At 64.9% G+C, this 14,143-nt stretch carries 11 protein-coding genes and 2 pseudogenes; 6 read left to right on the forward strand and 7 right to left on the reverse strand.

Annotated elements, in window-relative coordinates:
• Positions 1 to 44: 44 nt before the first annotated feature.
• From U6958_RS14405 to U6958_RS14415, 3 genes are read left to right on the forward strand one after another with little or no spacing between them, the layout of a single operon-like run.
• Entirely contained in the window at positions 45 to 1,352 is a 1,308-nt protein-coding gene (locus tag U6958_RS14405; RefSeq protein WP_016451539.1) for a dicarboxylate/amino acid:cation symporter, read from the forward strand.
• A 46-nt stretch (positions 1,353 to 1,398) separates the two neighbouring features.
• Entirely contained in the window at positions 1,399 to 3,279 is a 1,881-nt protein-coding gene (locus U6958_RS14410) for an ATP-binding protein (RefSeq protein ID WP_016451540.1), read from the forward strand.
• Positions 3,276 to 4,622, forward strand: a complete 1,347-nt coding sequence (locus U6958_RS14415) for a sigma-54 dependent transcriptional regulator (protein WP_074922953.1) — start codon at positions 3,276 to 3,278, stop codon at positions 4,620 to 4,622. Before U6958_RS14410 ends, U6958_RS14415 begins: the two co-directional genes overlap by 4 nt.
• A gap of 47 nt (positions 4,623 to 4,669) precedes the next feature.
• On the opposite strand, the gene U6958_RS14420 is transcribed toward U6958_RS14415, so the two are convergent.
• The 3 genes from U6958_RS14420 to U6958_RS14430 form a co-directional block, all read right to left on the reverse strand.
• Positions 4,670 to 5,086 carry a hypothetical protein gene (locus tag U6958_RS14420; protein ID WP_074922963.1) on the reverse strand — a complete coding sequence of 139 codons (417 nt, stop codon included), beginning with the start codon at positions 5,084 to 5,086 and terminating at the stop codon, positions 4,670 to 4,672.
• A 175-nt stretch (positions 5,087 to 5,261) separates the two neighbouring features.
• The gene (locus tag U6958_RS14425; protein ID WP_074922954.1) at positions 5,262 to 6,419 is read right to left on the reverse strand and encodes an L-talarate/galactarate dehydratase; all 1,158 of its coding nucleotides are present in this window, start codon (positions 6,417 to 6,419) and stop codon (positions 5,262 to 5,264) included.
• Between the two features lie 43 nt (positions 6,420 to 6,462).
• On the reverse strand, positions 6,463 to 7,431 hold the full coding sequence (locus tag U6958_RS14430; RefSeq protein ID WP_074922955.1) for a tripartite tricarboxylate transporter substrate binding protein: 969 nt from the start codon (positions 7,429 to 7,431) through the stop codon (positions 6,463 to 6,465).
• 229 nt (positions 7,432 to 7,660) lie between these two features.
• Here U6958_RS14430 and U6958_RS14435 point away from each other — a divergent pair, with 229 nt between their 5' ends.
• Positions 7,661 to 8,665: a LacI family DNA-binding transcriptional regulator gene (locus U6958_RS14435; protein WP_017403823.1), complete on the forward strand. Its 1,005-nt coding sequence runs from the start codon at positions 7,661 to 7,663 to the stop codon at positions 8,663 to 8,665.
• Between the two features lie 4 nt (positions 8,666 to 8,669).
• Here U6958_RS14435 and U6958_RS14440 read toward each other — a convergent pair whose 3' ends face one another.
• The gene (locus U6958_RS14440) at positions 8,670 to 9,464 is read right to left on the reverse strand and encodes an arylamine N-acetyltransferase (RefSeq protein WP_074922956.1); all 795 of its coding nucleotides are present in this window, start codon (positions 9,462 to 9,464) and stop codon (positions 8,670 to 8,672) included.
• Positions 9,465 to 9,560: 96 nt separating this feature from the next.
• Here U6958_RS14440 and U6958_RS14445 point away from each other — a divergent pair, with 96 nt between their 5' ends.
• Positions 9,561 to 11,000, forward strand: a complete 1,440-nt coding sequence (locus tag U6958_RS14445) for a PLP-dependent aminotransferase family protein (RefSeq protein ID WP_074922957.1) — start codon at positions 9,561 to 9,563, stop codon at positions 10,998 to 11,000.
• Between the two features lie 26 nt (positions 11,001 to 11,026).
• On the opposite strand, the pseudogene U6958_RS14450 reads toward U6958_RS14445, so the two are convergent.
• Positions 11,027 to 11,437 (reverse strand): annotated as a pseudogene (locus U6958_RS14450) (hypothetical protein); the annotation flags it as partial.
• 187 nt (positions 11,438 to 11,624) lie between these two features.
• Between U6958_RS14450 and U6958_RS14455 the strand changes: the two are divergent.
• A complete protein-coding gene (locus U6958_RS14455; RefSeq protein ID WP_139093439.1) occupies positions 11,625 to 12,065 on the forward strand; it encodes a hypothetical protein in 441 nt (146 codons plus the stop codon).
• A 146-nt stretch (positions 12,066 to 12,211) separates the two neighbouring features.
• Here U6958_RS14455 and U6958_RS14460 read toward each other — a convergent pair.
• Together U6958_RS14460 and U6958_RS14465 are read right to left on the reverse strand one after the other, a co-directional pair.
• Positions 12,212 to 13,020, reverse strand: a protein-coding gene (locus U6958_RS14460; RefSeq protein ID WP_156815040.1) for an IS5 family transposase whose coding sequence is annotated in 2 segments (ribosomal slippage) — positions 12,212 to 12,690 and positions 12,690 to 13,020 — 810 coding nt in all. Because the reading frame shifts where the segments join, the coding sequence is not laid out codon by codon here.
• A gap of 72 nt (positions 13,021 to 13,092) precedes the next feature.
• Positions 13,093 to 13,503 (reverse strand): annotated as a pseudogene (locus U6958_RS14465) (transposase); the annotation flags it as partial.
• Positions 13,504 to 14,143: the final 640 nt, after the last annotated feature.

Raw genomic sequence — 14,143 nt, forward strand, 5'->3', positions numbered from 1 at the left:
GGGCTCGCTTGCAAGACCGAAATACGTCCAACGAAAAAATCCGCATGAAATTCAATCGCTTGACCACCATGGTGCTCGTGGCCATGGTCCTCGGCGTGCTGGTGGGCTATGCCTGCAACAGCTACGCGCCCACGCCCGAGGCCACCAAGGAAATTGCCAGCTACTTCGGCATCCTCACCGATGTCTTCCTGCGCATGATCAAGATGATCATCGCGCCCCTGGTGTTCGCCACCCTGGTGTCGGGCCTGGCCAACATGGGCGACGCCAAGGCCGTGGGCCGCATCGGCGGCCGCGCGCTGGGCTGGTTCATCGTGGCCTCGTTCTGCTCGCTGGCCATCGGCCTGATCTATGCAAACGTGCTGCAGCCCGGCCATGGCCTGAGCGTGGCCCTGCCGTCGTCGGCCGAAGGGCTGAACCTCAAGACCTCGGCGCTGAACCTCAAGGACTTCATCGCCCATGTGTTCCCCAAGAACATCTTCGAGGCCATGGCGACCAACGAGGTGCTGCAGATCCTGGTGTTCGCGCTGTTCTTCGGCATTGCGCTGGGCAACCTGCACAACCAGGCCGCGCGTTCCATGGTGGGCCTGATGGACGAAGTGGTCCACATCATGCTCAAGGTCACCGACTACGTGATGCGCTTCGCCCCCGTGGGCGTGTTCGGCGCCGTGGCCGGCACCATCACCATCCATGGCCTGGGCATGCTGTCGGTGTTCGGCAAGTTCATGCTGTGCTTCTACCTGGCCCTGGCCACGCTGTGGGTGCTGCTGATCGTGGCCGGCTACGTCGTGCTGGGCCGTGACATCTTCCGCCTGCTGAACCTGATCCGCGGCCCGCTGCTGGTGGGCTTTTCCACGGCCAGCAGCGAATCGACCTATCCCAAGCTGATGGAGCAGCTGGAGAAGTTCGGCATCAAGCCGCGCATCATCGGCTTCGTGCTGCCGCTGGGCTACTCGTTCAATCTCGATGGCTCCATGGTCTACACCACCTTCCTGGCCATCTTCATCGCCCAGGCCTACGGCATCGACATGACGCTGACGGCCCAGATCACCATGCTGCTGGTGCTGATGGTCTCCAGCAAGGGCATTGCCGGCGTGCCGCGCGCCTCGCTGGTGGTGGTGGCCGCCGTGCTGCCCATGTTCGGCCTGCCCGAGGCCGGCATCCTGCTGATCCTGGGCATCGACCACTTCCTGGACATGGGCCGCACGCTGACCAATGTGCTGGGCAATGCCATTGCCACGGCCGTGGTGGCCAAGTGGGAAGGCGCGGTCGATCCGAATGCCACCACGGACGACGACGAGTCGCTGCTGCCCATGGAGCACTCCCAGGAAGGGCGGCCCGCTGTCTCGGCCTGAGGCCCAGGCGGCGCTGGGGGGCACTGATAACATTGGTGCCTTCACCATGCCCGCCCGCCGCCCCCTGCGCCAGCTCATCCTGCTTTTGCTGTGGCTTGCCCTGAGCGGGCTGAGCGGCTGGGGTGCGTACCTGATGGCGCAGCGGCTGGGCATCGCCGATCTGCGTGCCACGGGCATGCACCGGCTGGAGCTGTACGGCGCCAGCCTGCAGCGCGAGATCGGCAAGTACGCCTTCCTGCCCGACGTGCTGGCACTGGAAGGCAATGTGCAAAGGCTGCTGGCCGAGCCCGGCGACGAGCAGCTCACCAACCGCGTCAACGCCTACCTGGAGCAGCTCAACGACCGCGCGGGCACGCTGACCGCCTACCTGGTCGATGCGCGCGGCCATGTCGTGGCCTCCAGCAACTGGCGGCGCTCCGACAGCTACCTGGGCGAGGACCTGAGCTTTCGCCCCTACTACCGCACGGCCATGGCCACGGGCAGCGCGCGCTTCTTCGGCATTGGCACCACGCGCGGCGAGCCCGGCTACTACCTGGCCTCCACCCTGGGCGACGACACCCACACGCTGGGCGTGGCCGTGGTCAAGGTCAGCCTGGACCAGCTGGAGCAATCGTGGTCCACGGTGGAGGCGCCCGTGCTGGTGGGCGACGAGAACGGCGTCGTCATCCTGGGCACGGTCTCCGACTGGAAATTCACCACCTTGCGCACGCTGGACGAGGGCACGCGCGCCGCCTTCGACCACACGCGCCAGTACAACCGCCGCGCGCTGGAGCCGCTGGGCCTGCAGGTGCTGCGCGACCTGGGCCAGGGCGCGCGTCTGGTGCGCATTGCCCGCCATGGCGAGGAATCGCCAGGCTCGGTCTACCCGGTCAGCGGCCGCTTCCTCGCCCAGTCGCGCCAGCTGCCGGGCACGCCCTGGACGATCACCGTGCTCTCGCACCTGGAGCAGGTCGACCAGCTGGCCCAGAGCCGCGCGCTGGCCGCGGCCGTGGGCGCGGCCTTTGTGCTGCTGCTGGCCATGATGGTCAACGAGCGTCGCCGCCACCTGCGCGACCGGCTGGCCGCGCGCGAGGCGCTGCAGGCCGCGCACGACGAGCTCGAGCGCAAGGTGGAGCAGCGCACGGCCGACCTGTCGGCCGCCAACGAGGCGCTGCAGGCCGAGGTGGCCGAGCGCACCCACGCCGAGGCCACGCTGCGCGCCGCCCAGGACGAACTGGTGCAGGCCGGCAAGCTGGCCGTGATAGGCCAGCTGTCCACGGGCGTGGCCCATGAACTCAACCAGCCGCTGACGGCGCTGCGCACCCTGGCCGGCAACAGCCAGCGCTTTCTGGAGCGCGGCGATACCGAAACCACGCGCGTGAACCTGGAGCGCATGGCGCAGCTGGCCGACCGCATGGGCCGCATCACCGGCCAGCTGCGCAACTTTGCGCGCAAGTCCAGCGGTGCCAGCCAGGCCGTGCCGCTGGCGCGTGCCCTGGACAATGCGCTGGCCGTGCTGGAGTCGCGCGTGGCCGAGACCGGCGCCCGCATCCTGCGCGATGACGGCGTGCCCGAGGCCGTGGCCTGGTGCGACCGCAACCGCATCGAGCAGGTGCTGATCAACCTGATCAACAACTCCCTGGACGCCATGCGCGGCCAGCCCGCGCCCTGCCTGGAGCTGGCCTGCGCCGTGGCCGATGGCCGCGCCCAGGTCACCGTGCGCGACCACGGGCCGGGCCTTAGCGAAGCGGCGCAGGCCCATCTGTTCCAGCCGTTTTTCACCACCAAGGAAGAGGGCGTGGGCCTGGGCCTGGGGCTGGCGCTGTCGGCCGGCATCGTGCGTGAATGCGGCGGCACGCTGACGGGCAGCAACCATCCGGGCGGCGGCGCCGTCTTCACGCTGAGCCTGGCCCTGGCTCCCTCCACACCCTCTGCCGACACACCATGACCGACGCCCTCAAAGTCCTGATCATCGAGGATGACCCCGACATCGTGCTCGGCTGCGAGCAGGCGCTGCAGCTTGAAGGCATCGCCTGTGAAAGCGTGGGCAGCGCCGAGCAGGCGCGCCGGCGCCTGTCGCGCGACTTCGCGGGCATCGTGGTCAGCGACATCCGCCTGCCGCGCATGGACGGCATGGCCTTCCTGCGCGAGCTGGTGGCCATGGATGCCGAGCTGCCCGTGGTGCTGATCACCGGCCACGGCGACATCTCCATGGCCGTGCAGGCCATGAAGGACGGTGCCCAGGACTTCATCCAGAAACCCTTCGCCCCCGAAACCCTGGTCGGCGCCGTGCGCCGCGCCCTGGAGCGCCGGCGCCTGGTACTGGAGGTGCGGGCGCTGCGCCAGCAACTGCAGCAGCGCGACAGCCTGGAGCACCGGCTGATAGGCCGCGCGCCCAACATGCGGCAGCTGCGCCAGATGCTCACGGGGCTGGCGCAAAGCGCGGCCGATGTGCTGATCCAGGGCGAGACCGGCACGGGCAAGGAACTAGTGGCGCGCTGCCTGCACGAGGCCAGCGCGCGGCGCGATGGCAACTTCGTGGCCGTCAACTGCGGCGGCCTGCCCGATACGCTGTTCGACAGCGAAATGTTCGGCAGCGAGGCCGGCGCCTATACCGGCGCGGGCAAGAAGCGCATCGGCAAGCTGGAGCACGCCAGCGGCGGCACGCTGTTCCTGGACGAGATCGAGAGCATGCCCGTGCCCATGCAGATCAAGCTGCTGCGCGTGCTGCAGGAACGCGTGCTGGAGCGCCTGGGCTCCAACACCCTGATCCCCATCGACTGCCGCGTGATCGCGGCTACCAAGGTGGATCTGCTGGAATTGAGCCGGCAAGGCCTGTTCCGCGCCGACCTCTACTACCGCCTGAACGTGGCCACCGTCTCGCTGCCGCCGCTGCGCGAGCGGCGCGAGGACGTGCCGCTGCTGTTCGAGCATTTCGCGCTGCAGGGCGCGGCGCGCCACCAGCGGCCCGTGCCCGAGCTGACCACCGCGCGCGTGCAGCAGTTGCTGGGCTATGACTGGCCCGGCAACGTGCGCGAGCTGCGCAACGTGGCCGAGCGCACGGTGCTGGGCATCGAGAGCGGCTCGCCCCCCTTCGGCCAGCCGGCCGGCACCACCGCGCAGGACGCTGCGCCCCGGCCGCTGTCCGCCGCTGTCGAGGCCTTCGAGCGCGCCCTCATCGCCGACGCCCTGCGCCGCCACGCCGGCAGCCTGGCGCGCACGGCCGAAGCCCTGTCCATGCCCAAGACCACGCTGCACGACAAGATCCGCAAGTACGGGTTGGATGGGTAGGGGATGGTTGCCCGCCCTCAGCCCGGATTTTCGGGAAACGGCCTGGCCTACCTGGATTCGTAGGACGGGCGCAGTGCCGCAATCGCCTTTTGAATCGCAGTACGCACGGCGGGCCGGTCTATCACCTCGCCACAGTGCAGCACAGGCAATGGCTTGCCCTGCCCGGGACGGGTTTCGTCGCGCATGACGGCCATATCGCCGTTGGCGCCCTTGGTGTTCTCCCTCTGCACCTGTTCGGCAATGCCCGCCAGCACTTCGATATCCCCGTGCATGCGCTGCACGACAACGGATGCCCAGGCATCTCCTTGGTCCTTGAGATAGGGCTCAGTCTGTTGGGTCAGGCAGCTTGCGATGGCATAGCTTTCAACGTCGCGCTGCACTTGCGTGCGAGCGCCACCTGCGGGATTCGTGTCTGGGGTGCATCCGGCGATGGCTGGAACCAAAAGAAGCAAGGCCACGCGCATCAAGTCAGCTCCCAAATTTCGTCTGTTGAGGTTGTGAGGGTCGACTGGCCCGGCCCGGCATGCGCAGCCGCTGTCTTGGTCTGGCTGTCCACAGTCCACTCCATTTAGCCAAGCAATATATGTGAAAGGCCTCAGGTACCGGGGTACCCAGGCCCTCAGCCGTTCGCAGCCGCCCTCAACCCCGCTCCCCGAACTCCACGCTTTCGCGCGTCCAGTGCCGTGCCTGCTCGCTCAGGCTCAGTCCCAGGCCGGGGCGGGTGGGCACGAGCATGCGGCCATTGGCGATTTCCAGGCGTTCGTTGAACAGCGGCTCCAGCCAGTCGAAGTGTTCCACCCAGGGCTCGTTGGCGCAGGTGGCGGCCAGGTGCACGTGCAGCTCCATGGCGAAGTGGGGCGCCAGGCTCAGGTGGGCCAGTTCGGCCTGGGCGGCGATTTGCAGGAAGGGCGTGATGCCGCCCACGCGCGGCGCGTCGGGCATGAGGAAGTCGGCGCTGCGGTGGCGTATGAGATCGCCGTGCTCGGCGGCGCTGGTCAGCATCTCGCCGGTGGCAATCGGCGTGTCGAAGCGCGCGGCCAGCGCGGCGTGGCCTTCGTGGTCGTAGGCGTCCAGCGGCTCCTCGATCCAGACCAGGTTGAATTCCTCGAAGACACGGCACATGCGCTGGGCCGTGGGGCGGTCCCATTGCTGGTTGGCATCGACCATGATGGGCGCGGCATCGCCCAGGTGGGCGCGCATGGCCTCCACGCGCCGTATGTCCAGCGCGCAGTCGGGCTGGCCCACCTTGAGCTTGATGCCGCCAATGCCGCGCTCCAGCGAGGCGCTGGCGTTGCGCTTGAGTTCATCGAGCGGCGTGTGCAAAAAGCCTCCCGAGGTGTTGTAGCAGCGCACGGATTCGCGCTGCGAGCCCAGCAGCTTGGACAGCGACAGGCCCGCGCGGCGCGCCTTGATGTCGTACAGCGCCACGTCGAAGGCCGCGATGGCCTGCACGGCCAGCCCGCTGCGGCCCACGGAGGCGCCGGCCCAGCACATTCGCGTCCACAGCCGTGCGATGTCGTTGGGGTCCTCGCCCAGCAGGGTGGGCGCGATTTCGCTGGCATGCGCGAACTGGCCCGGGCCGCCTGCGCGCTTGGCGTAGCTCAGGCCCAGACCCCGGTGGCCGTCGCGGGTCTGGATCTCGGCGAACAGCATGGCGACCTCGGTCATGGGCTTTTGGCGGCCCGTGAGCACCTTGGCATCGCTGATGGGCCGGGCCAGGGGGAGGTAGCAGGACGACAGGCGTATCCACTGGATGCGGTCCTGGCTGGTGGTTTCGGAGAGCGCGGAAGAAGTCATGGCTGCGGGAGTGCGGTGGTTGGGAAAAGGACAGGGGCAGGCATCAGTCGATGCTGATCTTTCCGGCCTCGATGACCGTCTTCCAGCGCGCGTATTCCTGGCGCTGGAATTCGGCGAACTGTTGGGGCGTGCCGGCCACCATCTCGTAGCCGATGGAGACGAACTGCTCGCGCACCCGGGGATCGTTGAGCGCCTCGACAAAGGCCGCATGGGCCTTGTCGCGCAGCGCAGGCGGCAGGCCCTTGGGCGCGACGATGGCCTGCCAGGAGGCGACCTCCACGTTCTTCACCCCGGCCTCGGCCAGCGTGGGCAGGTCCGGCAGCACGGGCGAGCGGCGCGGGCTGGTCACGGCCAGGGCGCGCATCTTGCCGGCCCGGATGTGCTGGATCACGGCATTGATGTTCTGGAACGAGGCATCGACCTGGCCGCCGATCAGGTCGGCATGGGCGGGCGCGCCACCCTTGTAGGGGATGTGCACGCCCTGGGTGCCCGTTTGCTGCCAGAACAGTTCGGCCGTCAGGTGGTCGCTGGAGCCGTGGCCGGCCGAGGCAAAGCTCATCTTGCCCGGGTGGGCCTTGAGGTGGGCGACCACGTCGGCCACGCTTTTGTGCGGCGAGCTTGCAGGCACGACCAGCACGTTGGGCGACTGCACGGCCACGGTGATCAGGTCGAAGTCCTTGAGGGCGTCGTAGGGCAGGTTCTTGATCAGGTGGGGCACGATGACCAGCGGGCCCAGCGAGGTGACGAGAAAGGTCTGCCCGTCCGCCGCCGCGCGCTGCACGAAGGCCGCGCCGATGGTGCCCGTGGCGCCGGCCTTGTTCTCCACCACGAAGGACTGCCTGAGCTTGTCGCCCAGCCTGGGCGCCACGGCGCGCGCGACCTGGTCGGTGGAGCCGCCGGCGGGGAAGGGCACGACCAGGGTGACGGGCCTGTCGGGCCAGGCCTGGGCCGACACAGAAAAGGCAGCGAGCGCGGCCAGGGCCAGCGCCATGGCACGAAGAATGTGATTCATCTTGTCTCCTGATTTGTGAATGACATCGTTGTCATTTCCGGGGAAATGAAAAAGCGCCGATGCCGTTTCGTAGATGCAAGGATTTGCGCTTTCAGCAAAATGATATCGTTGTCATTTTGGCTGTCAATCACGATTTCTGCGATGCAGGGCAGGCCTGGCGCCCGTGCGTGGAGGGCGGTCTGCTATCTTCAGGCCCGTCCCCGATACCAGCCCGCGATCGCGCTTGCCCATGAACACACCCACACCCCCCAGGCCCGCCACGCTGCACGACGTGGCCGAGGCGGCCGGCGTCTCGCTGATCACGGCCTCGCGCGCACTGGGCAATCCTTCCATCGTTTCGGAGAAGACGCGCGAGCGCGTGCGCCAGGCCGTGGAGGCCACGGGCTACATCCCCAACCTGCTGGCCGGCGGGCTCAAGTCCCGCCGCAGCCGTATGGTGGCCGGCGTGGTGCCCGCGCTGTCGGTGTCGCAGTTCCTGCCCACGGTGCAGTCATTGACGGCCACGCTGGCGCAGGAGGGCTATCAACTGCTGCTGGGCCAGACCTTCTACGACGAGCAGCGCGAGGAGGAGGTGCTCAACGCCATGATCGGGCGCCAGCCCGACGGCATTGTGATGATGGGCCTGGTGCAGTCCGGCAAGGCGCGCGAGCGGCTGCGCAGGACCGGCATTCCCGTGGTGGAAACCTGGGACTTCAGCGACCGGCCGCTGGACATGGTGGTGGGCTTTTCCCACCTGAAGGTGGGCAGCGCGCTGGCCGGCTATTTCCTCTCGCGCGGCCTGCAGCGCGTGGGCATGGCCACGGGCAGCGACCACCGGGCCCAGCAGCGGCGCGAGGGCTTTCTCGCAGCCTGGGGCCGCGAGGTGCCCACGGTCACCGTGTCCGCGCCCGGCAGCCTGGAGCTGGGCCGGCAGGCGCTGGGCCAGTTGCTGGCGCAGCAGCCTGATCTGCAGGCCGTGGTCTGCAGCTCGGACATGCTGGCCCACGGCATTTTGGTGGAAGCCCAGGCGCGCGGCCTGCGCGTGCCCGTGGACCTGGCCGTCTCGGGCTTCGGCAATGCCGATTTCGCGGCCCATCTGCTGCCGTCGCTGACCACCGTGCATGTGGACGGACCGGGCATAGGCCGCCTGGCCGCCGAACTCGTGCTGGCACGCTGCCAGGGCCGCAGTGCCGGGCGCTCGGCGTTCGACCTGGGGTTCGAGCTGATCGAGCGGGATTCGACCCGCCTGGCTTAGAGGCTCAGCACACGGCAGCCGCCTGGCGCTCGGGCGCCAGCCCGAACAGGCTGCCCAGCGCGTGCTGGATTTCATCAGGCGCCAGCTGCCTGGTCTCGGTGCCGCTGGCGGTGATGGTCTTGAGCGCGTCGCCCACCAGGATCATGCGGCCGGCCGGCTGGTGCAGCACCACCACCCGCTTTTGCACGAAGATGGCATCCGGGTGCGTGGAGTTCAGGTAGTTGGCGGGGGCGAAATCCACCCATTCCTGGGGCGACAGGTTGAAGGCGTACTGGTTGGCCCATTCACCGTCCACGCGGGCCTGCAGCAGGTACTCGCCCTGGTCGTCCAGGCTCAGGCGGAAGGTGTCGCCGTCCTGGCGGACCTCGGTGTCCAGCACGTCCAGGGCCATGGGGGCGCGTATGCCGTAGCTGCCAAAGCCCAGGTCGCACAGCCAGCGCCGTCCCTCGACCTCGGCCACCAGGGCCATGTGGGTGCGGGGGCGGCGTGCCGGATAGAACATGGGCCGCGCCGCCACAAAGCGGTAGGCAATGCCCAGGGCCTGCAGCGCCATGGCGAACAGGCCGTTCACCTCGTAGCAGTAGCCGCCCCGGGCGCCGCCGAGGATCTTGCCCGCAATGTCTTCGGGCACCAGAGAGACGATCTTGCCGGCCTGCACGTCCAGGTTCTCGAAAGGCACGGAAAACAGCTGCTGGCGCATCAGCGCATGCAGGGTGGCGGCATCTGCCTGGGCGGAGTCCCCGGCACTGAAGCCGATGCGGCGGAAATAGGCCTGGAGATCGAAATTGCTGGCTTGCATGGGTTTCCTCGGGTTGCTTGATGGCTGCAACGATAAATCCGGGCAGCCAATGCCTGTATAAGCAGAATCCAAGAAAACTGACCTGTACAGATTGGCATGCCCACCAACAACGAACCCTTGCCCCAGTACCGCCGCATTGCCCAGGCCCTGCGCCAGACGCTGGCCTGTGGCGCACTGCGCCCCGGCGACAGGCTGATCTCCGCCCGCAGCCTGGCCGAGCGCGAACAGGTCAGCCTGCCCACCGCGCTGGAGGCGCTGCGCTGCCTGGAGGCCGAGGGCCTGATCGTCGCGCGTCCGCGCTCGGGCTACTTTGTGCGGCAGGCAACCGGCGGCGCGGCGCTGCAGGCGTCCCGCCCGTCGTCGCGCCCCGTGCCCGTAACCCTGTCGGCCCTGGCGCGCTCGCTGTTCAGTAGCCCCGACACGCGCCTGATCCCGCTGGGTGCGGCATTGCCCGATCCGGCCTGGCTGCCCACGGCCCGGCTGCAGCGCGCGCTGCAGACCGCCGGGCGCCGCCTGGACGCGCACGGGCAGACCTACAGCATGCCGCCGGGCCGCGCCGACCTGCGCGGCCAGATCGCGGCCCGGGCCGCGCAATGGGGTGCGCGCTTCGGCCCCGACGACCTGGTCCTGACGGCAGGCGCCACCCAGGCCGTGCGGCTGGCCCTGCGCGCCGTGTGCAAGCCCGGCGATGTCGTGGCCGTAGAGCGGCCCGCCTATTTCGGCAGCCTGCTGCTGCTGGAGGACCTGGGCCTGAAGGCGCTGGAGATTGCCACCGATCCCCGCGAAGGCCTGCTGCTGGAGCCGCTGGCCGAGGCCATTGCCCGCCACCGGCCGGCTGCCGTGCTGGCATCGCCCACCGTGCAGAACCCGCTGGGCGCCAGCATGCCGGTGGAGCGCAAGCAGGCCCTGGTGGCGCTGCTGGAGCGGGCGGGCATTCCCTTGATCGAAGACGATGTCTATGGCGATCTTGCAGGCGACGGACAGCGCCCGCCGGCCTGCAAGGCCTTCGACGGCAGCGGCAACGTGCTGTATTGCGGCTCCGTGTCCAAGACCCTGGCGCCGGGCTGGCGCGTGGGCTGGATTGCGGCGGGCCGCTTCCATGCCCAGGTGCTGCAGGTGCGCCTGGCGGGCGACTGGGCCGGTGCGCCGCTGCTGGAGGCCGCCGTGAGCGAGGTGCTGGCCAGCGGCGACTACGACCGGCACCTGCGCCGTCTCAAGTCCCGCGTGCAGGCCGGGGTGCAGGCCGTCACGGCCAGGGTCGAGGCCAGCTTTCCGCCCGGCACCCGCGTCTCGGCCCCGCGCGCGGGCTTTCTGCTGTGGGTGGAGTTGCCGCGCCAGGTCAATGCACTGGAGGTGCACCGCCGCGCGCTGGAGCTGGGCATTGGCGTCAGCCCCGGCCCGCTGTTTTCATCGCGCTCGGACCTGCCCAACCACCTGCGCCTGAACTGCGCCAACGAGCCCACGCCGCGCCTGCTGGGGGCCGTGGGGCAGGTGGGGGAGATATGCCGGGGGCTTCCTGGTGAATCTCGTGGTTAGAGGAGTATGTGTCGGACTTGTTGTGATTAACGCCACCGATCCACAAAGCGCGCACAGATGATCGCTGCCGCCAACTTCAACAGCGCTTCGTGAATTTCCATTCGTCGTTCAAAGTGGATTCGTAACTTGTCAAAGCCTTTAAACCATCAGAGGAATGTCTTAGGCATCCACGGCGATGTGTCGCTTGGAATCGAGCTTGCCGTTGTCCGCCGGGTTGGTGCCCGTTTCCTGGTCCCCGGGGCCTAGGAACGAGGAGCCATCAATGCTGATCCGGCTCCATTCGATCTGGTCATGTGCACGCAGTCGTGTCAGCATTGCCTATTGCAACTGCTCCCAGACCCCAGCAGCGTTCCAGTCGCACAGGCGTCGCTAGCAGGTCATGCCGCTGCCGTATCCAATGGATTGGGGAGTTCTTTCCATGAAATACTTGTTCTCAGGCCTGTAGTACAGCCTATTGTTGAGGGTGGATGTCTTTTTGGATTGCTGATTGCTCTCTGCAATCAGATTGGTCTTAATTTATTTCTAGATAAACCTTTAATTGAGTCATTTTGCTAGGGCTTTTTATCAAATCATCGCCATAGATCTTGGTTAGAATAAATTCCGCTTTTTAAATAAAGGAATCAAATGTTAATTAAAAAATGCATTTCTGCTGCTGCGATGATTCTCGTTGCGAGCACTTCGCACGCCTGGAATTTGATTTATGCCCATGACGTAAATGGAAATGCAACAGTGGGCTCGCTACAAGCACTCCGAACAGCAGCAAAAAATGGCGCGTCTGTAAAGATAGTTACTCATGAGCCGGGTGTTCATTTCTGGAATGCTCCATGCGCGCAGGTTTCTGTTCGAGACGACTCCACCCAAGCAGTGGTATGTTTAGGGCATGTGGACTTCTTGGTCAACCTCAACCAAGGACCTCAGTTCGGCGTCCCCTTGCAGCCTCCTCACGGAGCAAATTTCGCAGCCAATACAACTGGTCAATACGCTCAGGTAGATATTCAGACTGGCAATGGAGCCGTGCTGGCGCAAAAGGTATTTCGCGGAGCAATAAGCTGGTATGTTGATTGACGGTATAGAAACATCAAATACGCTGTATACGTGATAATGCTTTGATTAAGCCAATATTCATTGATTGCTTATAATTTTGGTCTCAAAAAATTCCTATTTAAAGCATCGGTAAATTCCGGTGCGGCCAATAGGTGGCTTAAGAGTGGCTAACACCACCGATCCACGAAGCGTGCACAGATGATCGCCGCTGCCAGTTTTAGCAGCGCTTCGTGGATATCCAGTCGTCTTTCAAAGCGGATTCGCAACTTGCCAAAGCCTGCAAACCATCCATGGGTCCGCTCCACCACCCAGCGATGCTTGCCCAGTCGCTCGCTACTCTCAACGCCTCGCCTGGCAATGCGGCTGGCGATGCCCCGTTGTCTCAAGTGCGCACGGCAACGCTTGTAGTCATAGCCCTTGTCGGCGTGCAACTTCGATGGTCTTTTGCGGGGGCGCCCTCCCAAGCCTGCAATCGCAGGAATCGCGTCCACGCACCTCTCGAACATCTTGGAGTCGTGCCGGTTCGCGCCGCTGACCAAGATCACCAGCGGGATGCCTCTGGCATCTACGACGATGTGCCGCTTGGAGCCGAGCTTGCCTCTGTCCGTGGGGTTGGGGCCCGTTTCCTGGCCCCCCGGGGGCTTGGTACCGAGGAGCCATCAATGCTAGCCCGGCTCCAATCAATCTGGTCATGTTCACGCAAGCGAGTCAACATGGCCTGGTGCAGCTGCTCCCAGACACCAGCAGCGTTCCAGTCGCGCAGGCGGCGCCAGCAAGTCATGCCGCTGCCGTACCCAAGGGATTGGGGAAGGTCTTCCCACGGAATGCCTGTTTGCAACACAAACAGGATGCCGTTGAGGGCGGCTTCATCGCTGACTGCGAGCTTGCGCGCACCGCCTTTGGCGGAAGGTACGAAGGCAGGGATGAGGGGTTGTAGCTGTCGCCACAGTTCTTTGCTTACAGGTCGTCGTGCCATGAGGGCAGCGAGCATAACTGCTCTGCGGGGGCCTGTGACGAAGTGGTGTTAGCCACTCTAAAGTTGTCGGCATCACATATCCACGAAGCGCGCACAGACGATCGACGCCGCCAATTTCAGCAGCGCTTCGTGGATGTCCAACCGTCGTTCAAAGCGGATTCGCAGATTGCCCAAGCCTGCAAACCATCCGTTCGTCCGCTCCACCATCCATCGGTGCTTGCCCGGCCGCTCGCTGGTCTCAACGCCTCGTCTGGCAATACCCCGTTGTCTCAAATGCGCACGGCAACGCTTGTAGTCATAGCCCTTGTCGGCGTGCAGCTTGGCTGGTCTTTTGCGGGGATGCGCTGGCAAGCCTGCAATCGCAGGAATCGCGTGCACGCACCTCTCGAACACCTTGTCGTCGTGCCGGTTCGCGCCGCTGACCAAGATCGCCAGCGGGACGCCTCTGGTATCTACAACGATGTGTCGCTTGGAGCCGAGCTTGCTCTATCGAACGATAGGCCGCAATACTCACCCCAACCCCTCCAGGAGGCACCACAGGTATCGCCGCCGCAACCCTAACCATCGCGACACCCGCCGCATCCACCGCGGCCCCGCTCCAGTTCCCATCCCGGACATTGCTGGCCAGACTCTGCAATCTTGTTGAAATTTTTTATAAAACAGCATTTTACTTATCACCAAGGTGCTGCTTAAAAACACTCCCAGTCTTCTATAAATATTCTGTCAAGCCATCAATTTTTATTAAAAGTTCTGCTGAAAATTAGAAATTCTATAATATGAGACACTGCGGTTCTTAATTTTACTTAACTTCCGTCAGGTTTCAATATCACACCTTCATGCATGACGAAGCAGTCTACAAAACCTGATATTTCTCCAGGCGTGTAAATGACAAGAAAATCCTCATTGGGTGCGATGGTAAAATTCTGATTTTCTGTATTGGTTTCAAATATAGCATGAACTACGGCACGTTGGCCTGATTGTAGTATGTAGTATTATGGTATAGGCTCTAATACTATTTTTGTTGGTGTGATTTTCTCATTTTTGATGGATAATTTGCTAATTATATTTGACATTCTATTTCATCATATTTCGAAAATTCCCCGAATTCAAATCAATGAAAATA

Source organism: Delftia lacustris (genome assembly GCF_040267515.1).
In the GTDB taxonomy this organism is placed as follows: Bacteria; Pseudomonadota; Gammaproteobacteria; order Burkholderiales; family Burkholderiaceae_C; genus Comamonas; species Comamonas tsuruhatensis.

Excerpts from the sequence above, each read along its gene's own strand:
- U6958_RS14445 (WP_074922957.1), top strand. The coding sequence starts at position 9,561 with ATGCCCACCAACAACGAACCCTTGCCCCAGTACCGCCGCATTGCCCAG.
- U6958_RS14425 (WP_074922954.1), bottom strand. The coding sequence starts at position 6,419 with ATGACTTCTTCCGCGCTCTCCGAAACCACCAGCCAGGACCGCATCCAG.
- U6958_RS14410 (WP_016451540.1), top strand. The coding sequence starts at position 1,399 with ATGCCCGCCCGCCGCCCCCTGCGCCAGCTCATCCTGCTTTTGCTGTGG.
- U6958_RS14455 (WP_139093439.1), top strand. The coding sequence starts at position 11,625 with ATGTTAATTAAAAAATGCATTTCTGCTGCTGCGATGATTCTCGTTGCG.
- U6958_RS14415 (WP_074922953.1), top strand. The coding sequence starts at position 3,276 with ATGACCGACGCCCTCAAAGTCCTGATCATCGAGGATGACCCCGACATC.
- U6958_RS14405 (WP_016451539.1), top strand. The coding sequence starts at position 45 with ATGAAATTCAATCGCTTGACCACCATGGTGCTCGTGGCCATGGTCCTC.
- U6958_RS14420 (WP_074922963.1), bottom strand. The coding sequence starts at position 5,086 with ATGCGCGTGGCCTTGCTTCTTTTGGTTCCAGCCATCGCCGGATGCACC.
- U6958_RS14430 (WP_074922955.1), bottom strand. The coding sequence starts at position 7,431 with ATGAATCACATTCTTCGTGCCATGGCGCTGGCCCTGGCCGCGCTCGCT.
- U6958_RS14435 (WP_017403823.1), top strand. The coding sequence starts at position 7,661 with ATGAACACACCCACACCCCCCAGGCCCGCCACGCTGCACGACGTGGCC.
- U6958_RS14440 (WP_074922956.1), bottom strand. The coding sequence starts at position 9,464 with ATGCAAGCCAGCAATTTCGATCTCCAGGCCTATTTCCGCCGCATCGGC.